A 23,108-nucleotide genomic window follows, 5' to 3' on the forward strand; every position below is an offset into this window, starting at 1 on the left:
CTTTCGCCCATTGCGCAAGATTCCCTACTGCTGCCTCCCGTAGGAGTCTGGGCCGTGTCTCAGTCCCAGTGTGGCTGGTCATCCTCTCAGACCAGCTATGGATCGTAGGCTTGGTGAGCCTTTACCTCACCAACTACCTAATCCAACGCGGGCCGCTCCAATGGCGATAAATCTTTCCCCCGAAGGGCACATACGGTATTAGCTGAAGTTTCCCTCAGTTGTTCCGTACCAAAGGGCACGTTCCCACGCGTTACTCACCCGTCCGCCGCTGCCCCCGAAGGGACCGCTCGACTTGCATGTATTAGGCCTGCCGCCAGCGTTCGCTCTGAGCCAGGATCAAACTCTCAGGTTGAGATGACTCTGACATCAATGTTGCTAGTTCCGGGAAGGAACCAACTGGCATTGTTCTACATAGTTCTTGACGAGTTCCCATTTACCTCGCGATCCGAAGATCGTCCGGTACATGGTATTGTCTTCAAGAGACCGCAGATTTGGTCAGCGTCGAGACAGTCTGGTTAAGACTATCTGCGAGAGCGCCGCCGCCTGCGTTTCTCTTTCCAATTCAACGATGTCAAAGATCCCGATCGGCTCTCGCCAACCCCACTGTTTAGCGCCGGTGGTCGGCGGAGGCGGCTATCTAGTTGGCCGTCTCTTTGGTGTCAACCGATCCTTTCGGATCTTTTCGCGCCGTCCAAGTCACCCTGGAATTTAGCGCAAAACTCTCTCTGGGCCGCCGAGGGGCTTCCCTCAAAAGTCCGTAGCGAGTCGGTTGAAGGTCCGGAACCTATCCAGCTGAGCTGAGAAAAGCAAGAAACTTTTGAAGAAGTTTCTCAAGTCCTCAACCGCCGGGGCGGCCCCGAAGGAGCGGCGTATCTAGTCGCCGACCCCCTTCATGTCAACCGCGCCGTGAGGCTTTTCAAACCAGCCCGGAAACATCCGAACCAACCCAAACAACCATCTCAGGTCTGCGCTAGGGACACCGCCCCCAGGCTCACCAAAACAGCCCGGTCAACACACCCAGTCACTTGCCTTTCCGAAACAAAATCAACGACTTCTACGCCGCCAACCCCGCATCCGTCCGGCCCGTTTCCGAGCGAGGGCGGCTTCTAACCAGCGGCATTTGAGTCCGCAAGCCCTTATGACGAGATCACGACAAAAGAGGCTCCTGGCTTGTGGAAAAGCCTGCTTCATCCTTAAAGGGGCAGGCTTAGGAGGCTCTCACGAGAATGTTGTCGCAAAAGGCCCGCTACGCGCTACGTGCTCTTGTCGAGCTTGCCCGCGCCCACGGCGACCAGGTGACGTCTGGCGAACTGGCGAGTCGCGCCGATGCGCCGCGCAAATTCCTGGAAGCCATCCTGCTGGAGCTGGCCCGTAACAAGGTGGTGGTCAGCCGCCGCGGCAAGTTCGGCGGCTATACCCTCGCTCGCGACGCCGCCGAGATCAGCTTTGCTGAGGTGATCCGCATCATAGACGGGCCGCTCGCCCTGGCCCCCTGCGTCAGCCGTCTCTCCTTCCGGAAATGCGACGACTGCCCCGACCTGGCGACCTGTTCCTTGCGTGAGGCTCTATTGCGCGCCCGCGATGCGACGTCGGATGTGCTGGAAGGCTACAGCCTGGCGGATGCAGCGACCGGTGAAGGCGCCGAAGTCTTCAATCCTGGCTGATCGGCGCCCCGCGCCATCCGCAATCTTGTCCTTGGTGCTGGAGCTCACTCTTGAGGGGCAAAGAAACCGGATCAGCGCCCACGCAGCGACGGATGACGCCCGTTCTCGAACAGGCCGTCCTCGCCTTGCGACGGCGCAACCCCGAAGAGGCGGCGCGGCTGGCGGACACAGCCCTTAAGGCTGACCGCAGCAACCTCGTCGCCGTCGAGATCCTCGGTTCGGCGCTGATCGAACTGCAGAAGCCCGAGCAAGCCCTCCCCGCCTTGATGAAGGCGGCGCGGCGCAGCGGCGATCCTGTGATTGAGGACCTGCTCGCCCGGGCACTGTTTGCGACGGGCCAAACTACGGAGGCAATCGATCAATGGCGGCAAGCCACCGAGCGCCGGCCGCCGCACCCGCCGGCGTTTCTCGAACTGAGCGGCGCCCTTTGTGCGGCCGGGCGCTATGGAGAGGCGCTCGGCGTGCTGGATCAGGCGCTAGGTCTCATGCCCAAGGCTGACGGGCTGCGTATCGCGCTCGGCCACATCCATCTCAAGCTCAATGACCGCGCCCGCGCGCGCAGCGCCTTCGAACATGTGCGCGCCGCGGCCCCAGGTCGCCGAGACGCCATAGTCGCCTTGGCGCAGTTGGCGACGATCGAGGGCGACTACGCCGAGGCCGCAGGGCTGTACCGACAGGCTCTCGCCAAACAGCCTGACGATCCGCCTTCGCGCATCAGTCTTGGGAAGTGCCTGCTGGAATTGGGGCGTCGCGACGAGGGCGAAGCGATTATCCGACGCGCGATCCATGATGCGCCGTCATTCGCGCCCCTCGCGATCAGCGCGCTCGCCGGCGCGTCGCACGGCCGGCTCTTCCTGCGTCCCAGTGCAGCGCTAGCTTTCCTCCGTTCGGCCTTGTCCTAGCCGTCTTCAGGCTCTGAAGCGCCGGCGATAGACGCCGCTGTCGCGCTCCATCTCGGTCAGCAAGTCATGCGCGCGCTCGGCCTCCGCGTCGGTCAGAGGGGCGGTTTCGCCTCTCCATGTCTCTCGCTTTACCGGGAAGCACTGCGCGACCGGGGTGCCCTTCGGCAGCACCCCATTGAAGTTTTCGTCTCGCCACTGCGCTGGAAAATGAATCCATGCGTCGCGATACCGGTCGCAATCCACCAGGCCGGTCAAGGTCGTGAACGGGAGATCGAACCGATTGACCGGATGGGTGAAAAGCAGCGAATAGCCCTCGGGCGCCTCGATCGTCCAAACGTTGTTGAACTTGATCAGGAAGCGGTCGGCGTCGAACAGCGGCGTATCGGCCGCTTGGCTAGGGTCATGGAAACTGATCGGCGATCGCGGGAACGGCAGGCTCGAGCCCATTGGGAGCTCGTTGTCCCACGAGAATTCGCCGCCCTGGACCCGCACATCGCACAGCAGCGGGATCAGGAAGCCTGACGTCATGGCGTCGATGAAGGGCGGACAGCGTTTCACCGTATCGTCCTCGTGGGCGACCGCGGCGCTGAACGCTTGCGAGGGCATGGTCTTCAACCAGGTGGGCAGCCCTTGCACCGCCGGCATTGGCGGCGGCGCGATCCCTTCCAGTTCCTTCGGGCATCGAAACCGAAGCGTCATGACTTCGCGACTGTCGGCCATCGGCACGCTCCCCACGGCACGCTCAGATTGCGCGCGCCACGGTTATGCTACCTGCACAAGTTCAACAGGCTCGGCTAGTCACCTAGTTTGGGAATTCGCAAGGTCGCCGCCCTCCGCTCCGCCCAGAGCGCCCTTTGCCTCAACCGGCGGCGATATAGGCCTTCAGGCCATGGGCCTCGGCTTCGACCTCGTCGATCTTCCACTTCACCAGGTCGCCAATCGACACGATGCCGACCAGCCGTTCGTTCTGGCAGACCGGAAGATGCCGAATCCGGCGATCGGTCATGCGGCCAAGCAGGGAATCGATCGTCTCATTGGGCTCGGCGAAGACGACGTCATGGGTCATGCAGGATGAGATAGGCTTGTTCAGAGCCGCGGCGCCTTCCTCGGCGAACACCCGGACCATGTCGCGCTCGGACACCATCCCGACCACGCGATCACCGTCCATGACCACCATCGCGCCCACTTTACGGGAATAGAGCAAGGCGCAGATCGCGCCCACCGTCTCCGCGGGCGAGGCCGTGAACACCAAGTCGCCCTTGGTCTTTAGGATCTGAGACACCAACATAAGCGCGTTCTCCCTATTCCCTGGGAAACAGCGTCGCTCAGTACGCCTTGGAAATCAACGTTCTCACTAAGGTGTCAGGCGGCCGGGGACCGCGACGCCCAGCCGAACGGCCCGATCAGCACCAGGCCGGCGATGTAGCCGAAGATGTGAGCTTCCCAAGCCACGCCGGCATTGCCTAGGCCGGGGGCGAAGCCGGCCAGGGCCAGCAACAGGTTCACCGCGATCCATCCGATGCTCATGCTGACGACGATGGGGCTCATATACTTGCCAGGAACGCCCTCCCCCGCCATCAGCCGCGCGGCCGCGCCGACCAGGCCGGCCACCGCGCCCGAGGCGCCGACCATGAAGACGGTGCTTCCCGGATTTGCCATGCCATAGCCCAGGCTCGCGAGCCCGCCGCAGACCAGATAGAAAACCAGGAAGACCAGCGCGCCCTTTATGCTGGCGCCGAAATAGCGCGCGACCGGCGTGCCGAAGGCCAAGGCGCCGCCCGCGTTCATCAAAGCATGGGCCCAACTGCCGTGCAGGAATATCGCCGTGAACAAGGTGGGCCACCGGCCGGCGTCCAGCGCCGCCGACGAGAAGGCGAAGTTCCGCAGCACCCAGTCCTGCGGAAAGAAGGTCTGAATCAGATAGCCGACGATGATGACCAGGGTGGCCACGACCGATGGCCAGGGCGCGTTGAAGATAGGCTGGCGCTCTTCGTTCAAGACCGGCTCTCCGCTGACATTCATATAGAGCCCCAAATTCACTCGCCCGGCCCGGGCTTGGCGAGCTTGAAGGGCCCAAGCGGCTAGATACACATAAGTTCAGCTTCGCCGCGCCCTCGGCGTGCGTCTGGCTTGGTCTTTTCCGTCCGAGCGCTTTCCAGCGGTCGTATGCCCGCCCGCAGGACGTCACAATCCCCGCCTCTATCGCGCCTTGCGAAGGCCACGCTGGGCGGCGCATGGTGCCGAGCTTACCAAGATCGCGGATATCGAAACGCTCAATGATACGTCTGTTCGGCGCGGCCTCCGCGCTCGTCATCGCCCTGGCCCTCCCTGTCGGTGCGTCGAGCTTCCCACTCCCGAAGTTCGGAACGGCGAAAGAAGCGCCCCCCGCCGCCGCGATTCAATTGAAGCCCGGCGAGTGGGCCCAGGCGCGTTCGGATGTCGCGGCCGATCCCAATATCCGCTTCGGCGCCCTGCCCAACGGCATGCGCTATGCGATCCGCAAGCAGCAGACGCCCCCAGGACAGGCGGCGGTGCGCCTTCGCTTCGACGCCGGTTCGTTGATGGAGACAGACGCCCAGCAGGGCCTCGCACACTTCCTTGAGCACATGGCTTTCAACGGCTCCAAGGCGGTGCCGGAAGGCGAGATGATCAAGATCCTCGAACGCCTGGGCCTGGCCTTCGGGGCGGACACCAACGCCTCGACCAATTTCGATGAGACCGTCTACAAGCTCGACCTGCCGCGCACCAATGACGAGACCGTCGATGCGGCGCTGATGCTGATGCGGGAGACCGCTGGGAACCTGACCCTTGAGCAGGGCGCCGTCGACCGCGAACGCGGGGTGGTTCTCTCGGAGGAGCGCGCCAGGGATACGCCGTCCTATCGCATATATAAGCAGCGCCTTGAGTTCTTCCTGAAGGGCCAGCGTCCGCCGACCCGTTACCCGATCGGCAAGGTCGAGGTGCTGCAAAGCGCGCCCGCCAACGAGATCGCCGACTACTACAACCGCTACTACCGCCCAGAGCGTGCGGTCCTCGTCGTCACCGGCGACTTCGACCTCGACGCGATGGAAGCCAAGATAAAGTCCAAGTTCTCCGACTGGACGCCGGCCGGTCCTGGCGGCGCCGATCCCAATCTCGGACCCGTGCAGCCGCGCAAGACCGAGGCGAAGCTGGTGATCGAACCGGGCGCCCCGCTGTCGATGCAATTTGCCTGGCTGCGTAGTCCCGACACCGCCCCGGACACGGTCGCCAAGCGCAAGAAGGAGATGATCGAGCAGCTCGGCTTCTCGGTCATGAACCGGCGCCTGCAAACCCTGGCGCGGGGCGGCCAGCCGCCGTTCCTCGGGGCCGGGGTCTTCGAGAGCAACGAATACGACGCTGCCGAAATGACCATGCTTATCGTCAACGCCGAGCCTGGGCGCTGGCGCGAGGCGCTCTCGGCCGCCGAGCAGGAACAACGGCGCGCAGTCCAGTTCGGCGTGCGCCAGGACGAACTCGACCGCGAGATCGCCGAATATCGGGCCAACCTGAAAGCCAGCGCCGCAGGCGCGGCCACCCGCACCCCGGCTCAATTGGCGGGCGAAATCGTCAGCTCGCTCGGCGACAACGAGGTGGTCACCAACCCGAGCCAGGACCTCGCCCTCTTCGAAGAGGTGGTGAAGGATCTTAAGGCAGAGCAGGTTTCGGCGGCGCTCAAGGGCGCGTTCAAAGGCGACGGCCCCCTGCTGTTCATGGCCTCGCCCGTCGCGATCGACGGCGCGGAAACAACGCTGCTCTCGGCCCTGGACGCGTCGCGCAAGGTCGCGGTGTCCGAACCGTCCGCTTCGGTACAGGTCGCCTGGCCGTATGAGACCTTCGGCGCGCCGGGCAAGGTCGTGGAGACCAAGGACGCCGTCGATCTCGACACCACCTTCATCCGCTTCGAGAACGGCGTGCGCCTCACCGTCAAGCCGACCCGGTTCAAGGACGACGAAGTCCTGGTCCGTGTGAACGTCGGCGGCGGCCGGCTGGACCTGCCCAAGACCGAGCAAAGTCTGAGCTGGGCCTCGGGCGCCTACATCGAAGGCGGCCTGAAGCAGATCAACGCCGAGGACATGGAGCGCGTGCTGGCCTCCAAGGTCTATGGCGCCCAGTTTGGTATAACCGACGACGCCTTCGTGTTCTCCGGCTCGACGCGCCCTGAAGATCTCGATGTTCAGATGCAGGTCCTGACCGCCTATGTCGCTGAACCCGGTTGGCGGGCCGAGGCGTTCAAGCGTCTCCAAGGCGCCGGCAAAACCATCCACGACCAGTATGAAGCCACCGATTCCGGCGTGGTCTCGCGCGACCTGGCCTCCCTCCTCCACCCGAACGATCAGCGCTGGGTGTTCCCAAGCCGCGAGCAGATCGCGGACGCCAAGCTGGACGACTTCAAGTCCATCGTCAGCCCGGCCCTGACCTCGGGGCCCATCGAAGTGGTCATTGTCGGCGACATCACGGTGGAAAAGGCGACCCAGGCGGTGGCCCGCACCTTCGGCGCGCTGCAGCCGCGGCCAGCCCAGGCGGCTACGACCGGTCAGCGCGACATCGGCTTCCCGGCCGGCGTCGATAAGCCCGTCGTGCTCACGCACAAGGGACGGGCCGACCAGTCGATCGGCTATCTCGCCTGGCGAACCACGGACTTCTACGCCAACCCCCAACGCGCCCGCGACACCGCGGTGATGGGCGAAGTCCTGGAACTGCGCCTCATCGAGGAGCTGCGCGAGAGCCAGGGCGCGACCTATTCGCCGAACGTCGCCTATAGCCACAGCTTCGTCTGGCCGAACTGGGGTTATGTGTCGGCCAGCGTCGAAATCCCTCCGGAAAAGCTACCGGCCTTCTTTGACGACGTGAAGAAGATCGCCGCCGACCTTCGCACCAAGGAAATCAGCGCCGACGAACTGGCCCGCGCCAAGAAACCTCGCGTTGATCAGATCGAGAAGGCCCGCGAAACCAACGGCTATTGGCTGTCCGAACTCTCGGGCGCCCAGGCCGATCCGCGTCGGCTGGAAGCCACCCGTGCGATCATCTCCGGGACTGAACGGGTGACCGCCGCTGACGTGCAGCGGGCGGCCCAGGCGGTGCTCAAGGATGAGAACATGTGGAAGCTGGAGGTCCGCCCCGCCGGCAAAAATTAGTGTCGCACCCCGCGACGCGCGACAAACCGTCGTCTGGCCCAGCTTCGGCCGCGATGGCTCTATCCACCCAGCGAATCCGCGGCGTTGTCGCGGAACTGGACCGGCAGTTGGGGGCCATCGCCCGTGTCAGCGACCCCATCGCGATTCACTGCGGACGACCGATGAGGCGTGCGGCCGAGGCATAGCCACGCCGTGGCTCAGCGCTTAGTTTTCGAGCCGAGCGAAGAGCTCGAGCGATGGGCCGCCAGTTGTTGCAACACCTGGTTCGGATCAAGCATCGCTTCTCTCGGCGGGCGCTTGACCGGCCAGACGCTCAGCGCCGCGATCCCCGGCTTGCGATGTGCATTCAGCTCCAGGATCAGCTTTGTCGCCACCTCGTTGTGCGGCTGCAGCTTCAAGAGTTCGCCGCACGCCTCTAGCGCCGCATTCGTCTCGCCCACCGCCTGAAGTGATCGCGCCAGCCAGAGCCAGGCGTTCTCCCCCAAGGGCGCGGCCTCGACCGAGCGGGTCAGCCAGGTTCGCGCGCCGGCGTGATCGCCCCGCTTGGCCAGGAAACGGCCAAATCGGTAGAGCGCCAATCCATCCTTCGGCGCCAACTCCACGATCTGGCGATAGCAGCGTTCGGCCTCAACCTCCTGCCCGTCCCGCTCAAAATCCAGAGCCGCCTGGATCATGGCAGGCAAGCCGCGCGGATCCAATTCGCCGCCGAGGTTACGGCCGCTCCTGGTCGTCACGTTGAGCGCCCTCAACCGTCGCGACTTCGGGGCGAACAGGTACTTGTAGGGCTCGTCCCCCTTCAGGAAATCGTAGGTCGAATAGCCGCCCGCGATCGCCTCGCGAATGCTGAAGGCCTGAAGCAGGTAGCCTGCCGGCATCTCGCTGTAGGTCTCATCACGGCCGGTGATGAAGAACAGCAGCGACTTCTTGATCGGATCGACCAGGAGCGCGAGCGCCGCCACCGGCCGATCACCATGCCAGAACACTGGCAGCATCAGGCGACCTTGCCGCGCGCAGCGCATCAACATCACGAAGTTCCGACCAAGGATCGACTCCGTGCGCTGACCCTTGCGAGACTCCCATTTGATCCGCCAAAAGTGCAGCAACATCCGCAGGTCACGCTCGAAGGTCGCGGGCGTGGCGAGCGTGATCCGGCAATCCTCGGCGGCGTCGACCTTGCGCAGCAGCCTGCGGATCTTCTGCCGGTTGTTGGCGCTCAACGTCGCCAGATAGCTGTCCCAGTCTTCGGGAAGGTCGATCGCGAGGCAGAGGCTGTTATCCACTCTGTGACGGCTGTCGCGATAGTCGATGTCGGTCTGGGAGAAACGAACCTTGTCGAACGGCTCCAGGAACAATCGCCGACGCGGTTCGGACATCAACAGGTTGTCCATCGTGAAACGCGCCCAGTGGAACTTGCGCTTCACGAACTCGGCGAGCGCCGGGACGACTTCAGCCTCGAACTCCGGCCGCGTGAGGATGCCGGTGTAGTCCGAGAACCCGTCCCCCGCGAAGTGGAGCTGATTGAAGAAGCCGAACTTCTCGTCGTACTGAGTCCGCATCCGCATCGGCAGGAAGGCGGCGTACGCCTCGTCGCTCTCATCTCGCTTCGCGGCGAGCACAAACCAGACCGTCTTGTGACAGGTCAGCCAGTCGAACAGCCACTGCCAGGACAGGAAGAACTGCGCATCGGGGTCGGCCGCATAGACAGCGTCCCAGTCGCCGCGCACGGCGGCGAACTCGCCAAAATCGTCGATGACACGAATGTACATGCGACACCCCGTAACTTCTTAAGCTACAGCGTCGCCATAGCTACAGCATTCACAGGCCATCAATCAAGTCCGCCAGGTTTCCAGCCATCAGCAAGGAAACAAGCGGCGCCATTGCACCGAATACAGAGAGAACGAACTTTAAGTGACAATCCAATACAAGCCGACGCATCCCTGCGCGCCAAACTGTACGTAGAACGACTTCAACTTTAGCGGGACGCCGGAGGCCAAAGGCCCTCCACGCGTTAAAAGAGCGGGCTTGTGGTTTTGAACCTCTGCCTGAAAGATGGTCGGAGGGATCGCTTGAGAGGCCATCCAGATGCTGCCGCTCGACCATGTGCCGTTCTACACGGGCGATCTTGAGGCCCTGACCCGCGCGTTCCTCGCACTTGGCTTCGTGGTGTCTCCGCGTGGCGACTACACCTCCCCCGAACACCCGGGCTCAAATTGGACCAGTCACGCGGTTTTCCTGCGCAAGGGGTGGCTGGATCTACAGCACAATCCCCACGCTTCGAGCGATGCTCCCGTTGGGCCAAGGGCTGGACTGTTCTTGACTGATGACCTCGACGCCGCCGCAGCCTGCCTCTCGGGCTTCCGCACCCGTCCGACCTACCGCCTTGAGCGCCGCTGGAAGAACGATCTGGGCCTGCCGTCCGAGACGTTCGCCCTCTTCGATATCGGCGAACGCATCAGCCCCGTCGGCCTGGCGGTCATCCAGCACCACTATCCTTGCCATGACACCCTGGCCGCCTGGTTCGATCATCCGAACTCATCCGAAGAAGTCGCAGGTCTGATCTTCGGGGCGGCCGAACCCGGCCCGATGGCCGGCCAAGCGGCTTGCCATCTCGACATCTCCGGCTTCCGCTATTGGGACGAAGCCAAGTTCAAGGCCGCTTTCGGCCATTGCGAACCGCAAGTGGCGCTACGCGTCCGGGTGGGTTCCCTGACCAAGGTCAGGGCCGCCCTCGACATCGCCGGCATCGCCTTTGTCGAGACCCAAGATGGTCTCCACGTCACGCCGCCCCGCCCGTTGGCCTGCGGATTCCAGTTCTTTCAGAGCTTGCCGCACTGAGCTTTCCAGCAAGCTGCGCCGTCTCGATCTGATACGCCGCAGCGCTGGCGCCGATCTTGTTATGCACCCCATGCGTCCACGCCCGGCCGCATGACGAGGTGTCGAAATGGTGCATTCGAACACTCAGAGAATGATCGACTACTGGCGCAGCCAAGGCGGCTTCCGCGGCCTGCCCGTGCGCTCTGCGATCAATCCCGCCGACTTCTCGACCCTGATGACCCAGACCTTCATGCTGGGCCGCGTCGCCTCCGGGGTCTACCCGATCCGCCTGGTTGGCGGCCTGGTCGCCGATCTGCACAAGCGCGACCTGCGCGGCCAGAACATGCTCGACCTCATCGGCGAGCGCGACCGCTTCAACCTGCACACCGCATTGGAAACCGCCCGCCGCCGGCCCGAGCCGATGGTCGTCGAGATGGAAGGCAAGACCAACGGGGCCTCGCTGATGCTGGAGGTCTTGTTCGCCCCGATCGCCGGCGCGCCCGGTTCGCCGGAACGCTTCCTTGGGCTCTATCAGCCGCTATCCCTGGTGGCCAAGCTGGGCGACATGCCAATCCGGCAATTGGCCGTCCGCTCCATCCAGGGCGTCGGCCCTGCGAACGAAGAAACCCACCGGCTGAAACTCGCCACCCTCGACGGGCGCCGCGTGGCCTAGAGCGCCGCCTGGGCGTCGTCCAAGATCCGCGCAACCGCCTCTTCGGCACGGGCGCGGGCGTTCGGCGTCCGGAACAGCTTCACATGTTGCTGATAGGTCAGGCTCACCCCGACCAGTTCGAACACCATCTGCCGGCAATAATCCGGCGGCGCCTTGCCGGCCTTGGGCAGGTCGCAGGCCACGCGCGCCAGGGTGTCGTGCCAATCATTCTGTGACGCGACAAGCCGGTCGCGCAGCGCGCCAGGACGATCATCATATTCCTGGCTGGAGACCGCAAACAGGCAGCCACCGGATTCGGTTTCGCCGCCAATCCAGTCGAACCACCGACCGATCAGCTCCTCCATACGCGGCCTGCCCCGCGGCTGAGCCAGGCTAGGTTCGACCACGCGGGCCTGAAAGCGGATGATCGCCTCGTTCAGCACGGCGAGCTGAAGCGCTTCCTTCGACTTGAAATGCGCGAACAGTCCGCTCTTGGAGAGCTCAAGGCTTTCGGCCAGCGGGCCGAGGGACAACCCCTCCAGCCCGACCGCTACGGCCTGATCAAGGGCCCGATCAACAATGGCCTCACGCGTGGCGGCGCCTTTTCTCATGCCAAAGATATAGCACGATCGGTCGTTTTTTCAACCTAGGGCGCAGACGCCTTATCCAGCAACGCCAGGTCCTCGGCGGTCAGCTTCATGCGCGCCGAGCCCATCAACTCGTCGAGCTGTTCCAGGCTGGTGGCCGAAGCGATCGGACCGGTCAGGCCGGGCTGGGCCATGACCCAGGCTAGCGCGACCTGCGCCTGGCTGGCGCTCTTGCCAGCCGACACCTGGTCGAGGGCGGCCAGGATACGCATGCCGCGCTCGTCCATCATCCGCTTCACCCCACGGCCACGCGGGCTCTTCGAGAGATCGGCCTCTGTCCGGTACTTGCCGGTCAGGAACCCAGAGGCCAGGCTGGAGAACGGGATCACCCCGACCTCGTTGTCGATGCAGGTTTGTTGCAGCGCGCCCTCGAAGCCCCCGCGGGCGTAGAGATTGTAGAGCGGCTGCTCGCTGTTATAGCGCGCATAGCCGCCGCGTTCGCTGACATCGAGCGCCTCTTTCAGCCGCTCTGCGCTGAAGTTCGATGAGCCGATCACCCGCACCTTGCCGGCCTTGACCAACCGGTCGAACGCCTCGGCGGTCTCTTCCAACGGCGTGTCCGGATCGTCGCGATGCGACTGATAGAGGTCGATCCGGTCGGTTTGCAGGCGCTTGAGCGAGGCTTCGACAGCCTCGACCATGTAGGCGGCCGAGAGGCCCTTCTTGCCCTCGCCCATCTCCATGCCGAGCTTGGTGGCCAACACCACCTTGTCGCGCTTGCCCGATTGCTTGAACCAGGCGCCAAGCACCGTTTCCGAGGCCCCGGCGCCGGCTGGGGTCCACGCCGCATAGACGTCGGCGGTGTCGATGGCGTTGAACCCGCCATCGACAAAGGCGTCGAGGATGGCGAACGAGGTCTTCTCGTCCGCCGTCCATCCGAACACGTTTCCGCCCAGCACCAGGGGCGCGATCTCTAGCTCCGACTTGCCAAGCCTGCGCAGTTCCATCGCTCTCTCCCGGTTTCTCGTGACGCTCTAGGCGGCCTTCTGACCATCTTCAAATACAGCCACATCCTCGGCTGGCAAGGCCGCGCGGCCCCGCAGCATGTCGGCGGCCTTCTCGGCGATCATGATGGTTGGCGCGTTGGTGTTGCCGCCGACCAAGGTCGGCATGACCGAGGCGTCGATGACCCGCAGGCCCTCGATGCCGCGCACCTTCAGTTCGCCGTCGACCACCGCCATCTCGTCGGAGGCCGCGCCCATCTTGCAGGTGCCCACCGGGTGATAGATCGTCTCGGCGTGCTTGCGGATCCAGGCGTCGATCTGCTCGTCGGTCTCGACGTCCTTGCCCGGGAACAGTTCCTCGCTGCGATAGGCGTCAAGCGCGGCTTGCGAGGCGACGTGGCGCATCATCCGGACGCCTTCGCGCAGGGCGCGGCGGTCCTCGTCGGCGGCCAGATAATTGGCGAAGATCGCCGGATCGGCGAACGGATCTGCCGAATTCAGGCCAACGCGGCCGCGGCTCTCAGGACGAAGCTGGCAGACGTGGAAGGTGAAACCGTCCTTCGCGACGGAGACCTTTCCGTGATCCTGCATGACCGCGAGCACGCAGTGGACCTGCAGGTCGGGCCGGTCGAGGTCGGGCCGTGACTTCAGGAAGGCGCCCGATTCCAGAAACTGCTGGCGGCCCATGCCCTTGCCGAAGAAGGCGTAGTTCATGCCGATCATCAGGGTCTTCACGATCCCCTTGCGCAGCGAGAAGGCGGTGATCGGCTGCGGGCACTCCCAGGACATGGTGACGTCCAGGTGGTCCTGCAGGTTGGCGCCGACGCCCTTCAGCGCCTTCACCACCGGAATGCCGAACTTGGCCAGTTCCTCAGGATCGCCGATTCCGGAAAGCTGCAGGATGTGCGGCGACTGCACGGCGCCGGCCGACAGCAGCACTTCCTTGTCGGCGTTGACCACATGCTTGGTCTTGGTCTTGTCATCGACGTATTCGACGCCCGTCGCCCGCCCGTTCTCGACGATGATGCGGGTGGTCCGCGCGCCGGTCAGGCAGGTGAGGTTCGGGCGGCTCATGGCCGGATGCAGATAGGCGCGCGCCGCGCTCCAGCGCTGACCGTCACGGATGGTCAGCTGATACGGGCCCCAGCCCTCCTGCTGGAAACCGTTGAAATCGCTGGTGACTGCGTGCCCGGCTTGCCGGCCGGCCTCGATGGTCGCCTTGTAGATCGGGTTGGGGGTCGAGGCCTTGGAGACATAGAGCGGGCCTTCGCCGCCGTGCCAGTCGTCGCCACCGCCCTCCAGGGTTTCCGAGCGCTTGAAGTAGGGAAGCACGTCCCGATAGGACCAGCCCTGCAGGCCCATCTGGCGCCACTGGTCATAGTCGCGCGCGTGGCCGCGGATGTAGATCATGCCATTGATGGAGGACGATCCACCCCAGCCTTTGCCGCGCGGCCACCACAGCTTGCGGTTCTCAAGGTTGGGTTCTTCCTCGGTCCAGAAGCCCCAATTGTAGGCGCCCTGCTTGGAGATCAGCGAGCCGACGCCGGCCGGCATTTTCACCAGGATCGAATTGTCTTTGCCGCCAGCTTCCAGGAGCAGGACCTTGACCTGCGGGTCCTCGGTCAAGCGGTTCGCGAGTACGCACCCGGCGGAGCCTGCGCCAATGATGACGTAGTCATAGCGATCCATGTGTTCCCGTCCCTAAACACTGTTAAGTTTGCCGCACCCTGACCCAAGCGCCCCTCAGAGACAAGGCGGCCGGGCCCGCTTTTTTGAGCGCCGTTACGTCAACTGTGGCGAGATGACAGGGCAAAACCTCAGGGCGAATACCCAGTTTTGGGATTTCCCGTAGGCGATGTGACGCCAGTCATGACACTCTTAGCGCCCGCATCTGTTCCAAAGACTTCGCGAGACTCGATGAGCGTCCAGCAGATGGCTTCGGCGGTGGGGGCGCCCAGCGACCACCGACGCCTCAACCCCGAAATTTTCGCCATGCTTGTGCTTGGCGGGGCGGTGCTTGCATCGGCCATTCTTGGCATCCTGCTACGCCCAGTTGGAAACCTCAGCGCTTTCTGGCCCGCCAACGCCGTGTTGCTGGGATTACTGGTCAGATTTCCCCGACTTGCTCGCGCCAGCGGCTGGGCTGCGGCGGCGCTCGCATTCGTGCTGGCCGACGCGGCGACCGGCAGCAGCTGGACCAAGGCGGGGCTGCTGACGCTGTGCAACATGGTCGGCGCCGCGGTCGGCTACGTGTTCATGGCCCGCCTGACCCAAAAGGATCGCCTGCTCGAGCGTCCCGCCTCCCTGGTCTCGGTGATGCTGATCGTATTGGCCGCCTCGACAATCACCAGCGTCTTTGGCGGGCTGGTGAATGTGCTGCTGTTTCACGGCGGCCCGGCGCGCGGCTTCTTCATCTGGCTGGCGACCGAGCTCGCCAACTACATCGTCATCCTGCCGATCGTCCTGACCTTTCCCGGCCCGGCGGCCCTGAAACGCTGGTTCATCGGCCTAATCCGCACACCGCCGAAGCTCAGCACCGCGGCGCCGCTCATCACCTACGTGATCTGCCTGGCCATGGTGCCGATGGTCGGTGGCCCGGGGGCGCTCGCTTTCCCCGTGCCGAGCCTGCTTTGGTGCGCCCTGACCTACGGCTTGGCGGCCTCGGCGCTGCTGACGCTGTCGTTCGCTGTGTGGACCTTGGTCATCCTGTCCATGACCACCGCCAGCCTCACCCACCTCTCGGGGCTTGAACTGGTGTCTCTGCGGCTCGGGGTGATGCTCGTGGCCCTCGCCCCCATCACCGTGGCCAGCGCGATGGCCGAGCGCAACGAACTGCTGCGCGAGGCGACCGCGGCCCGAAAGGCCGCGGAGGACGCCATGGCCGCGCGCACCCTGCTGCTCGCCACCATGGCCCACGAGTTGCGCTCGCCGCTGACCGCCATCGTCGGCTTCTCGAACATGATGGCCAAGGAAGTCTTCGGGCCGGTGGGGCACCCCAAATATCTCGACTACGCCCAGTCCATCGAACTGGCCGGTTCCCACCTGAGTGAACTGGTCACCGATCTGCTCGACACGGCCAAGGTGGAGGCTGGCAAGATCGAGCTCTCCCTCGCCCCGGTTTCCAGCCGCGATATGGTCGAGCAGTCCCTGCGCCTGGTCCGCGGGCTGGCGGTGGAGGCCGAGGTCAGCCTGATCATGGCCGACGGCGACTGGCCGCAAGTCCATGCCGATCAACGGGCGGTCAAGCAGGTGCTGATCAATCTGCTTTCCAACGCCGTGAAGTTCTCGCCGCCGTCGGGCCGCGTGGAGATTTCCGGGACCCCAAGCGCTGATCGTCTGATCATCAGCGTTCGCGACTTCGGTCGCGGGATCACCGAGGAAGAGCTAGCGCTCATCGGCCGCCCCTTCGTCCAGATCGGCGACCCCGCCACCCGCCGGCAAGGCTCCGGCCTTGGCCTGGCCTTGTCGCAGGAACTGGTCGAACGGCACGGCGGGCGTTTGAGACTGGAGAGTACGCTCGGCCAAGGCGCGACGGCCCGTTTCGATCTGCCCTTGATCCAATAGTCGCCTGCTGACAGCACCATGTCAGCAGAGTGGGATCTTAGCCCTTCATCGAGCCAGTCTCGATGAACCGCTGGTGCCAGGACAGCGCCTCCTTCAGCAGCGACGGCGATTGCTGGCCATAGGCGTCCCGCCGGGCGCGACGATAGTAGTCCTCCAGCCCGGGGCGGTAGTCGGGGTGGGAGCAGTTCTCGATAATCACCTTGGCCCGCTGCTTGGGCGACAGGCCGCGCAGATCGGCCAAGCCCCGCTCGGTCACGATCACCTGTACGTCCTGGGTGATGTGATCGACGTGGGCCACCTGCGGCACGATCGCTGAGATCGCGCCCTTCTTGGCCGTCGATGGCGTCACGAAGATCGAGACATAGGCGTTGCGCGCGAAGTCGCCCGATCCGCCGATGCCGTTCTGGATGCGCGAGCCCATGATGTGGGTGGAGTTCACATTGCCGTAGATGTCGGCCTCGATCAGCCCATTCATCGCCAGGCAGCCCAGCCGCCGGATGAGTTCTGGATGATTGCTGATCTCCTGGGGCCGCAGGATCAGCTTGTCGCGGAAGAACGCCATATTGGCGTTCATCGCCTCAGCCGCCTCGGGGCTCAGCGAGAAGGCGGTGGCTGACGCCATGCGCAGCTTGCCTGCGGTCAGCAAGTCCAGCATCCCGTCCTGAATGACCTCAGTATAGGCGGTCATATTGTCGAACGGACCATCGACCAGCCCCGTCAGCACCGCATTGGCGATGTTGCCGACCCCCGACTGCAGCGGCAGCAAATTGGCCGGCAGGCGGCCCTTCGCCACCTCGTGACTGAAGAACTCCAGCAAGTGGCCGGCGATCTGGCGTGCGCCGTCGTCGGGCGGCGAAAACGGAAGATTGCGGTCCGGCGCCTGGGTCTCGACAACCGCGATCACCTTGTCTGGATCACAGCGGAAATAGGCCTCGCCGATCCGGTCGTCGGGCTTCACCAGCGGGATCGGCACCCGGTTCGGCGGCAAGGCCGTGCCGTAATAGATGTCGTGCATCCCCTCCAGCGCGGGGTTCTGCCAGCTGTTGACCTCGAGGATCACCTGCTTGGCCTGATCCAGCCAGGTCTTGTTGTTCCCAATCGAGGACGAGGGGATCAACGACCCATCCGGCCGGATGCCGGAAACCTCCACCACCGCGGTGTCGATCGGACCTAGGAAGCCCTGCCACGCCATCGGCGCGACCTGGCTGAGGTGCATGTCAAAATACTCCATCTCCCCGCGATTGATCTTCTCGCGGGCGATGGGGTCTGAGTTGTAGGGCAACCGGAACTCGACGCCGTCGGCCTTGGCCAACGCCCCATCAAGTTCCGGTCCGGTGGAGGCGCCGGTCCAGACCCGGACCTGGAATTTGCCGCCAGCGGCATGCGCGGCCTCAATCCGACTGGCCAGGGCAAGCGGAACGGCCTTGGGATAGCCCGAACCGGTGAAGCCGCTCATCGCCACCGTGCTGCCTGATTCGATGAACGCCGCGGCGTCCGCGGCGCTCATGATCTTCGACTTCAGCCGCTCGCAGCCGATTCTCGCGCCACCGGTCATCTCAGGCTCCTACGGTCACTTATTCCCGTAGCCACCCTACCCGAATGCGCTTCTCGGCTCAGGACTGATTATCTCTTCCGACGGCGCGGACTTGGACTTCAGTTCAGCGTAGAACCGGTCTCCCAGGCGAAACCCTTGGCCCCGCGCCGTATAGATGGCGTCTTCGCCAAGCTTACGCCGAATCCTGTGAACAATGACGTTCAATATTTGAACCTGCCGGTCTTCAGCATTGCTGTATCCGGGCAAGGAATCCAAAAGATCATACCGATCCACTACTCGTGGAAAGCGGGCGAACAGTGCGCCGACCAGCGCCCGTTCCTGAGTGGTCAACTCCGACAACCACGGCTCAGGCTTGCCTTCCATATGCAAGCCTGCAGCCGCCAATGCCCCCTTCAACAGGTCGATCAGCTCGTCCTGTTGGCGGATCACATCCTGCTGAAAGCGGATGCGTTCCGACGGCCTAGCCTTGCTCATATCCATTTAGTCCGCCCCGTCTCGACCGTAATTCTCCCGTGGGGGGAATGGGTGAGGCCAGACCGCGGCGGCTTTGTGTTCAACGTGCAGGCTGGATTGTCGCACCCTCAGCGCGACGCGCGGGCGCTATCGCCCTTTCCAAGCCGGCGCGCGTTTCTGAGCGAACGCCATCGGCCCTTCGACGAAGTCCTCGGATTTGAAGAGCGCCGACACCGCAGGATAACGGTTCTGACCGTTGATCGCCGCTTCCAGCGTCGGCTCGTCCAGCCCCTTGTAGACCGCCTCCTTCGAAGCCCGGATCGACATCGGCGAAAGCTCGCAGATCTGCGCGGCCCAACGCCGCGCCGCGTCCATCAGATCCGCCGGCGCCACCACCTCGTTCACGAAACCCAGCGTCTGGCCCTCGGCCGCTGAAACCCGGCGCCCGGTCAGGATCATACCCAGCGCCTGCTTCTGGCCGATCATGCGCGGCAGACGGTGCAGACCACCGGCCAGGGCGGCCAGCCCGACTCGGGGTTCCGGCAGTGCGAAGGTCGCCGCTTCCGAAGCAATGATCAGGTCGCAGGCCAGGGCGATCTCAAAGCCGCCGCCCATGGCCACGCCGTTCACCGCCGCGATCAGCGGCTTGTTGAGGTCGAAACGCGAGGTCAGCCCCGCAAAGCCCGAAGGCGGTGAAGCCATCCCGCCGCCGGTCGCCTGATGCTTCAGGTCATTGCCGGCCGAAAAAGCCCGCTCACCCGCGCCGGTGACAATCCCCACCCACTGGTCCGGATCGGCGGCGAAGGCGTCAAACGCCTCATGCAATTCGAAGTGCGCCGGCGAGTGCAACGCGTTCATCACCTCGGGCCGGTTGAGCGTGAAGATGGTGACCGGACCCTCGCGGTCCACGCGGATGAACTCATAGGCCATCGAAACGTCCTCTCATTTCCAATTGCCGCCGAGGCTTCCAGGGGCGCCGCTACGTCCGTCAAGGCCGGCGCGGCCCGCTGTCACGGGAGATTGCGCAGCCCCCTCCCCCCTATCCCTGAACCTGTTGATTTCCGTGGAGTAAGCTCACCCAGCCTGCTCCTGGACGACAAGGTACCGTGGAGGATTCTCATGGCGACCTATGATCTGGCCATCATTGGCGGCGGCATTGGCGGCTCGGCCCTGGCGACAGTCATGGCCCGTGACGGCTATTCGGTGCTGCTGCTCGAACAGTCCGAAGCCTATATCGACCGGGTGCGCGGCGAGTGGATCGCGCCGTGGGGCGTGACCGAGACTCGCCGGCTTGGTCTTTACGATCTTCTGCGTTCCGTCGGCGGCCATCACGTGACCCGCCACGTCACTTTTGACGAAAGCCGCGATCCGGCCGCCGCCCAGGCCGGAACGCTTCCGTTGGGAATCTTCGCCGAGGGCGTTCCTGGCCCACTGTGTCTTGGTCACCCGCTGCATTGCCAGACGCTGTTCGACGCGGCGCGAAACGCTGGTGCGGAGGTGCGACGCGGCGTCCAGGTCACCTCCATCACGCCGGGCGACAAGCCCCGTCTGACCTTCGAGCATGGAGGCGAGAGCTTTGAAGTTCACGCCAGGCTGCTGGTCGGCGCGGACGGCCGCGCCTCCCAGGTTCGCGAGGCCGCCGGCGTCACCCTGCATCAGGACAAGCCCCACCACTGGTTCGCCGGCCTGCTGGTCGAGGGCGCGGAAGGATGGGACCAAGAGCTTCAGGCGATCGGCACCGAGGACGACTTCGGCTTCCTCGCCTTCCCGCAGGGCGAGGGGCGGGTCCGCGTCTACGGCGGCTATGCGCTGAGCGAGCAGCGGCGCTTCAAGGGGCCGGACGGGGCGCGCCAGTTCCTCGACACCTTCGCCATGCGGTGCAGCCCGCTGAACCAGCATTTGGTCGCCGGCAGGCCGGCGGGGCCGCTCCACGCCTACATCAACGCTGATTCCTGGACTGACGAACCCTACGCGCCGGGCGTCGTATTGGTGGGCGACGCCGCCGGCTGGAACGATCCGATCATCGGCCTGGGCCTATCCATCACCTATCGCGACGTCCGCCTGGTGAGCGAGCTGCTGAAATCGACGGACCTCTGGAGCAGCGAGGCCCTGCGCCCCTATGGCGAGGAACGCCGCGAACGGATGCGGCGGCTGCGCTTCGCCGCCTCTCTGCAGGCCGGCCTCGACATGGAATTTGGCCAGGCCGCCCGCGAACGCCGACGCCTTCACTTCGAGCATGCAGCCGCCGACCCGACGCTCGGCATGCATGCTGTCGCGGTCATGGCCGGCCCCGAGGCGGCGCCGGCCGAATTCTTCACCGAGCAGCATCGCGCCCGCGTGCTCGGCCCTTTGGAGACGTGACAATGACGCCCGCCGAGATCGCGACCTTCAACGCCGCATGGCTGCAGGCCTGGACCGACAAGGATATTCCTCGCCTGATCGGCTTCTATGCGGAGGACTGCATCTACAAGGACGCCCAGACCGCCGCCGGTCTTGAAGGCCGCGCCGCCCTGGCGAGCTACCTGGAAGGCCTGTTCAGCGCCACCCCGCCGATGACCTACACGCCCGACGAGGTCTGGCCGACGCCGAACGGTTTCTGCGGCCGCTGGTACTGCAAGATGGGCGCTGACGCCGCCGCCGCCCAGCTTCGCGGCTTCGATCTGGTGATTCTGCGCGGGCGTGAGATCGTCCTGAACGAAGTCTATATCCACCAGTTGCCGGCATGAGCGCCCCAGACATTCGCCGTCCGGAGGCGATCGACGCCGCCTGGCTGACCCGCGCCCTGCAGACATCAGGTGTCGACGCGGTGGTGTCCGACTTCACCGCCGCGCCCGTCGGCACCGGCCAGATCGGCGACAGCATACGATTTCGCCTGCAGTACGCCCGGGGTGGCGGTGAGGCCCCGGCCTCCGTCGTCGGCAAGTTTCCCTCGGCCGATCCGGTCAGCTTCAACACCGGGGTGATGCTGGGCAACTACACGCGGGAGGTCATGTTCTATCGACACCTCGCCGACAACGCCTTGATCCGCACGCCCCACTGCCTGTTCGCCGACGTCGAGCCTGCCAGTGGGGAATTCGTCCTGCTGATGGAGGACCTCGCCCCAGCCGAACAGGGTGACCAGCTCCGCGGCGTCAGCCTGGAGCAGGCCATGCAGGTCATCGACGAGGCCGCACGACTGCATGCGTCGCACTGGGAAGACGATGCTCTGGACGACCTTCCATGGGTGTCTGGCTCGCGCGCCGCGCCGCCCAGCGCCGCCACGCCCGAAATGGTCCAAGCCCTGTGGGGCGGATTTCGCGACCGCTACAAGGACAGCCTGCAACCCGACTGGATCCAGATCGGAGAGCGCCTGGCGACCCGGTTTGGCGCTCTGGGCGAATTGCATCGCGGCCCCCGCTGCCTGACGCACAACGATTTCCGTCCAGACAATATGATGTTCGGTTCAGCCGGCGGAGGCATCAACGTCACGACGCTCGACTGGCAGTCCTTCGCCTATGGCAGCGGCGCCCAGGACGTCGCCTATTTCCTGGCCGGCGGCGTTTCGCCTGAGCTTCGACGCCACCATGAGAGCCAGTTCCTGGACCGCTATCTGCTCGGCCTGCGTGCTCACGGCGTCAGCAACTACGGCCGCGACGACCTCGCGCGGGATTACGCGCACGGGGCGTTCCTGCTTTTCCTCACCGCATTCTTCGCCGCGATGGTGGTGAAGCAGACGGCGCGGGGCGATGCGATGTTCATCCAGATGCTCGGCGGGGCGTCGCGCCACATCCTCGACCACGACGCGCTTTCATTGCTGAACTAGCCGCGGCGGCCCTGATCGGAACCGGTGACGATATCAGTCAGCGGCCCGCCATCGCGGATGGTCTTGTTCCGATAGATCACCGCGCCGATCAGATTGGGCCGCTGGTCTATCGCCGCGCAGAATTCGGCCCATCCTTCAGACGGAACCCACAGGCAGGGCGCCCGCGGGTCCTCGTCGATCGCGATATCCACCAGGACGCGGACATCCATGATCAGGCGGTCTGGCTCAGGCTGGCGCGATAGCGCTTCCAGTTCTCGACATAGTGCAAGGCGCCGCCGGCGATGACGCGGGCCTGACTGTCGCTGATCTCACGAACCACCTTGCCCGGCGCGCCCATCACCAGCGAATTGTCCGGGATCTCCTTGCCTTCGGTGATCAGGCAGTTCGCCCCGATCAGACAGTTCTTCCCGATGCGGGCGCCGTTCAGGATGATGGAGCCGATACCGATCAGCGAATTGTCACCGATCGTGCAGCCGTGCAGCATCACCATGTGGCCGACGGTGACGTTGGCGCCGATGGTCAGCGGCACGCCGGTGTCGGTGTGCAGGACGCTGCCGTCCTGGACGTTGGAATTCTCGCCGATGGTGATGGGGTCGTTGTCGCCGCGAATCGTCGCGCCGAACCATACCGACGCGTTCTTCTTCAGAATCACTCGCCCAAGCACTGCGGCCGTGGGCGCAATCCAGTATTCATCTTCATTGGGCAGTTCGGGCGCTACATCGCCCAAGTTATAGACACCCATCCGTACACCCCGTTTATTGTTTTAGATCGCGTGCTTAACCGTTCATAAACCGCGTTACCATCATTCTAGTGATGCGATTCGAAAGGGCGATAGCCCCTTCCGTATCACGCCGCTAGCCGGCGTCCGGTTCGCGGCCTTGCGTTCAGGCGGGGGTATCAGGTGTTGCGTTTGCTTCGGCGGGAATCCCCGCCCGGAACCCGAACCGGAAGCGAG

The 23,108-nt window shown here is 64.4% G+C and carries 21 protein-coding genes and 1 rRNA gene; 9 read left to right on the plus strand and 13 right to left on the minus strand.

The window, feature by feature from the left end:
• Positions 1-352: ribosomal RNA gene (locus Q8M13_RS03335) — 16S ribosomal RNA — on the minus strand; the annotation flags it as partial.
• Between the two features lie 874 nt (positions 353-1,226).
• Here Q8M13_RS03335 and Q8M13_RS03340 point away from each other — a divergent pair.
• Entirely contained in the window at positions 1,227-1,664 is a 438-nt protein-coding gene (locus Q8M13_RS03340; protein WP_305298204.1) for an Rrf2 family transcriptional regulator, read from the plus strand.
• Between the two features lie 92 nt (positions 1,665-1,756).
• The gene (locus tag Q8M13_RS03345) at positions 1,757-2,566 is read left to right on the plus strand and encodes a lipopolysaccharide assembly protein LapB (protein WP_305298205.1); all 810 of its coding nucleotides are present in this window, start codon (positions 1,757-1,759) and stop codon (positions 2,564-2,566) included.
• 6 nt (positions 2,567-2,572) lie between these two features.
• Here the strand turns inward: Q8M13_RS03345 and Q8M13_RS03350 are convergent, their stop codons facing one another.
• From Q8M13_RS03350 to Q8M13_RS03360, 3 genes are all read right to left on the minus strand, one after another.
• Positions 2,573-3,286, minus strand: a complete 714-nt coding sequence (locus tag Q8M13_RS03350; RefSeq protein WP_305298207.1) for a hypothetical protein — start codon at positions 3,284-3,286, stop codon at positions 2,573-2,575.
• A 139-nt stretch (positions 3,287-3,425) separates the two neighbouring features.
• Positions 3,426-3,854 (minus strand): CBS domain-containing protein, encoded by a 429-nt coding sequence (locus tag Q8M13_RS03355; protein ID WP_305298209.1) that lies wholly within the window; start codon positions 3,852-3,854, stop codon positions 3,426-3,428.
• Positions 3,855-3,928: 74 nt separating this feature from the next.
• Positions 3,929-4,564 carry a rhomboid family intramembrane serine protease gene (locus tag Q8M13_RS03360; RefSeq protein WP_305298210.1) on the minus strand — a complete coding sequence of 212 codons (636 nt, stop codon included), beginning with the start codon at positions 4,562-4,564 and terminating at the stop codon, positions 3,929-3,931.
• A 278-nt stretch (positions 4,565-4,842) separates the two neighbouring features.
• Here Q8M13_RS03360 and Q8M13_RS03365 point away from each other — a divergent pair, with 278 nt between their 5' ends.
• Entirely contained in the window at positions 4,843-7,722 is a 2,880-nt protein-coding gene (locus Q8M13_RS03365; RefSeq protein ID WP_305298211.1) for a pitrilysin family protein, read from the plus strand.
• A 197-nt stretch (positions 7,723-7,919) separates the two neighbouring features.
• Here Q8M13_RS03365 and Q8M13_RS03370 read toward each other — a convergent pair whose 3' ends face one another.
• Entirely contained in the window at positions 7,920-9,488 is a 1,569-nt protein-coding gene (locus tag Q8M13_RS03370; protein ID WP_305298212.1) for a GNAT family N-acetyltransferase, read from the minus strand.
• A 316-nt stretch (positions 9,489-9,804) separates the two neighbouring features.
• On the opposite strand from Q8M13_RS03370, the gene Q8M13_RS03375 reads away from it, so the two are divergent.
• Both Q8M13_RS03375 and Q8M13_RS03380 read left to right on the plus strand, forming a co-directional pair.
• Positions 9,805-10,557: a hypothetical protein gene (locus tag Q8M13_RS03375; RefSeq protein ID WP_305298213.1), complete on the plus strand. Its 753-nt coding sequence runs from the start codon at positions 9,805-9,807 to the stop codon at positions 10,555-10,557.
• 106 nt (positions 10,558-10,663) lie between these two features.
• Positions 10,664-11,209 carry a PAS domain-containing protein gene (locus tag Q8M13_RS03380; RefSeq protein WP_305298214.1) on the plus strand — a complete coding sequence of 182 codons (546 nt, stop codon included), beginning with the start codon at positions 10,664-10,666 and terminating at the stop codon, positions 11,207-11,209.
• Here the strand turns inward: Q8M13_RS03380 and Q8M13_RS03385 are convergent.
• Genes Q8M13_RS03385 through Q8M13_RS03395 form a run of 3 tightly spaced genes read right to left on the minus strand, consistent with a single transcriptional unit; the run spans position 11,206 to position 14,468 of the window.
• On the minus strand, positions 11,206-11,799 hold the full coding sequence (locus Q8M13_RS03385; RefSeq protein WP_305298215.1) for a TetR/AcrR family transcriptional regulator: 594 nt from the start codon (positions 11,797-11,799) through the stop codon (positions 11,206-11,208). The two genes, Q8M13_RS03380 and Q8M13_RS03385, sit on opposite strands and share 4 nt — an antisense overlap.
• A gap of 35 nt (positions 11,800-11,834) precedes the next feature.
• Positions 11,835-12,782, minus strand: a complete 948-nt coding sequence (locus Q8M13_RS03390) for an aldo/keto reductase (RefSeq protein WP_305298217.1) — start codon at positions 12,780-12,782, stop codon at positions 11,835-11,837.
• A gap of 27 nt (positions 12,783-12,809) precedes the next feature.
• Entirely contained in the window at positions 12,810-14,468 is a 1,659-nt protein-coding gene (locus Q8M13_RS03395; protein ID WP_305298219.1) for a choline dehydrogenase, read from the minus strand.
• Between the two features lie 228 nt (positions 14,469-14,696).
• Between Q8M13_RS03395 and Q8M13_RS03400 the strand changes: the two genes are divergently transcribed.
• Positions 14,697-16,343 (plus strand): sensor histidine kinase, encoded by a 1,647-nt coding sequence (locus Q8M13_RS03400; protein ID WP_305298220.1) that lies wholly within the window; start codon positions 14,697-14,699, stop codon positions 16,341-16,343.
• 37 nt (positions 16,344-16,380) lie between these two features.
• Here Q8M13_RS03400 and Q8M13_RS03405 read toward each other — a convergent pair whose 3' ends face one another.
• From Q8M13_RS03405 to Q8M13_RS03415, 3 genes are all read right to left on the minus strand, one after another.
• Positions 16,381-17,898: an acetyl-CoA hydrolase/transferase family protein gene (locus Q8M13_RS03405; protein WP_305298221.1), complete on the minus strand. Its 1,518-nt coding sequence runs from the start codon at positions 17,896-17,898 to the stop codon at positions 16,381-16,383.
• A 36-nt stretch (positions 17,899-17,934) separates the two neighbouring features.
• Positions 17,935-18,378: a helix-turn-helix domain-containing protein gene (locus tag Q8M13_RS03410; RefSeq protein WP_305298222.1), complete on the minus strand. Its 444-nt coding sequence runs from the start codon at positions 18,376-18,378 to the stop codon at positions 17,935-17,937.
• 120 nt (positions 18,379-18,498) lie between these two features.
• Positions 18,499-19,281, minus strand: coding sequence for an enoyl-CoA hydratase-related protein (locus Q8M13_RS03415; RefSeq protein WP_305298223.1), 783 nt, complete (start codon positions 19,279-19,281; stop codon positions 18,499-18,501).
• 189 nt (positions 19,282-19,470) lie between these two features.
• Here Q8M13_RS03415 and Q8M13_RS03420 point away from each other — a divergent pair, with 189 nt between their 5' ends.
• The 3 genes from Q8M13_RS03420 to Q8M13_RS03430 are packed head-to-tail and all read left to right on the plus strand — an operon-like array spanning position 19,471 to position 22,153.
• Positions 19,471-20,712 (plus strand): NAD(P)/FAD-dependent oxidoreductase, encoded by a 1,242-nt coding sequence (locus Q8M13_RS03420; protein WP_305298224.1) that lies wholly within the window; start codon positions 19,471-19,473, stop codon positions 20,710-20,712.
• A gap of 2 nt (positions 20,713-20,714) precedes the next feature.
• Positions 20,715-21,077, plus strand: a complete 363-nt coding sequence (locus tag Q8M13_RS03425; RefSeq protein WP_305298225.1) for a nuclear transport factor 2 family protein — start codon at positions 20,715-20,717, stop codon at positions 21,075-21,077.
• On the plus strand, positions 21,074-22,153 hold the full coding sequence (locus Q8M13_RS03430) for a phosphotransferase (protein WP_305298226.1): 1,080 nt from the start codon (positions 21,074-21,076) through the stop codon (positions 22,151-22,153). Before Q8M13_RS03425 ends, Q8M13_RS03430 begins: the two co-directional genes overlap by 4 nt.
• Here Q8M13_RS03430 and Q8M13_RS03435 read toward each other — a convergent pair.
• Both Q8M13_RS03435 and Q8M13_RS03440 read right to left on the minus strand, forming a co-directional pair.
• Positions 22,150-22,362 carry a hypothetical protein gene (locus Q8M13_RS03435; RefSeq protein ID WP_305298227.1) on the minus strand — a complete coding sequence of 71 codons (213 nt, stop codon included), beginning with the start codon at positions 22,360-22,362 and terminating at the stop codon, positions 22,150-22,152. The two genes, Q8M13_RS03430 and Q8M13_RS03435, sit on opposite strands and share 4 nt — an antisense overlap.
• 2 nt (positions 22,363-22,364) lie before the next feature.
• Positions 22,365-22,895, minus strand: a complete 531-nt coding sequence (locus Q8M13_RS03440) for a gamma carbonic anhydrase family protein (protein ID WP_305298228.1) — start codon at positions 22,893-22,895, stop codon at positions 22,365-22,367.
• Positions 22,896-23,108: the final 213 nt, after the last annotated feature.

Origin of the sequence: Phenylobacterium sp. (assembly GCF_030681155.1) — a bacterium.
Taxonomy (GTDB): Bacteria; Pseudomonadota; Alphaproteobacteria; order Caulobacterales; family Caulobacteraceae; genus Phenylobacterium.

What these genes read in the sequence shown, in the direction of transcription:
- Q8M13_RS03340 (WP_305298204.1), top strand. Translation starts at nt 1,227, where the DNA reads ATGTTGTCGCAAAAGGCCCGCTACGCGCTACGTGCTCTTGTCGAGCTT.
- Q8M13_RS03345 (WP_305298205.1), top strand. Translation starts at nt 1,757, where the DNA reads ATGACGCCCGTTCTCGAACAGGCCGTCCTCGCCTTGCGACGGCGCAAC.
- Q8M13_RS03350 (WP_305298207.1), bottom strand. Translation starts at nt 3,286, where the DNA reads ATGGCCGACAGTCGCGAAGTCATGACGCTTCGGTTTCGATGCCCGAAG.
- Q8M13_RS03355 (WP_305298209.1), bottom strand. Translation starts at nt 3,854, where the DNA reads ATGTTGGTGTCTCAGATCCTAAAGACCAAGGGCGACTTGGTGTTCACG.
- Q8M13_RS03365 (WP_305298211.1), top strand. Translation starts at nt 4,843, where the DNA reads ATGATACGTCTGTTCGGCGCGGCCTCCGCGCTCGTCATCGCCCTGGCC.
- Q8M13_RS03370 (WP_305298212.1), bottom strand. Translation starts at nt 9,488, where the DNA reads ATGTACATTCGTGTCATCGACGATTTTGGCGAGTTCGCCGCCGTGCGC.
- Q8M13_RS03375 (WP_305298213.1), top strand. Translation starts at nt 9,805, where the DNA reads ATGCTGCCGCTCGACCATGTGCCGTTCTACACGGGCGATCTTGAGGCC.
- Q8M13_RS03380 (WP_305298214.1), top strand. Translation starts at nt 10,664, where the DNA reads ATGGTGCATTCGAACACTCAGAGAATGATCGACTACTGGCGCAGCCAA.
- Q8M13_RS03385 (WP_305298215.1), bottom strand. Translation starts at nt 11,799, where the DNA reads ATGAGAAAAGGCGCCGCCACGCGTGAGGCCATTGTTGATCGGGCCCTT.
- Q8M13_RS03390 (WP_305298217.1), bottom strand. Translation starts at nt 12,782, where the DNA reads ATGGAACTGCGCAGGCTTGGCAAGTCGGAGCTAGAGATCGCGCCCCTG.
- Q8M13_RS03395 (WP_305298219.1), bottom strand. Translation starts at nt 14,468, where the DNA reads ATGGATCGCTATGACTACGTCATCATTGGCGCAGGCTCCGCCGGGTGC.
- Q8M13_RS03400 (WP_305298220.1), top strand. Translation starts at nt 14,697, where the DNA reads ATGAGCGTCCAGCAGATGGCTTCGGCGGTGGGGGCGCCCAGCGACCAC.
- Q8M13_RS03405 (WP_305298221.1), bottom strand. Translation starts at nt 17,898, where the DNA reads ATGACCGGTGGCGCGAGAATCGGCTGCGAGCGGCTGAAGTCGAAGATC.
- Q8M13_RS03410 (WP_305298222.1), bottom strand. Translation starts at nt 18,378, where the DNA reads ATGGATATGAGCAAGGCTAGGCCGTCGGAACGCATCCGCTTTCAGCAG.
- Q8M13_RS03415 (WP_305298223.1), bottom strand. Translation starts at nt 19,281, where the DNA reads ATGGCCTATGAGTTCATCCGCGTGGACCGCGAGGGTCCGGTCACCATC.
- Q8M13_RS03420 (WP_305298224.1), top strand. Translation starts at nt 19,471, where the DNA reads ATGGCGACCTATGATCTGGCCATCATTGGCGGCGGCATTGGCGGCTCG.
- Q8M13_RS03425 (WP_305298225.1), top strand. Translation starts at nt 20,715, where the DNA reads ATGACGCCCGCCGAGATCGCGACCTTCAACGCCGCATGGCTGCAGGCC.
- Q8M13_RS03430 (WP_305298226.1), top strand. Translation starts at nt 21,074, where the DNA reads ATGAGCGCCCCAGACATTCGCCGTCCGGAGGCGATCGACGCCGCCTGG.
- Q8M13_RS03435 (WP_305298227.1), bottom strand. Translation starts at nt 22,362, where the DNA reads ATGGATGTCCGCGTCCTGGTGGATATCGCGATCGACGAGGACCCGCGG.
- Q8M13_RS03440 (WP_305298228.1), bottom strand. Translation starts at nt 22,895, where the DNA reads ATGGGTGTCTATAACTTGGGCGATGTAGCGCCCGAACTGCCCAATGAA.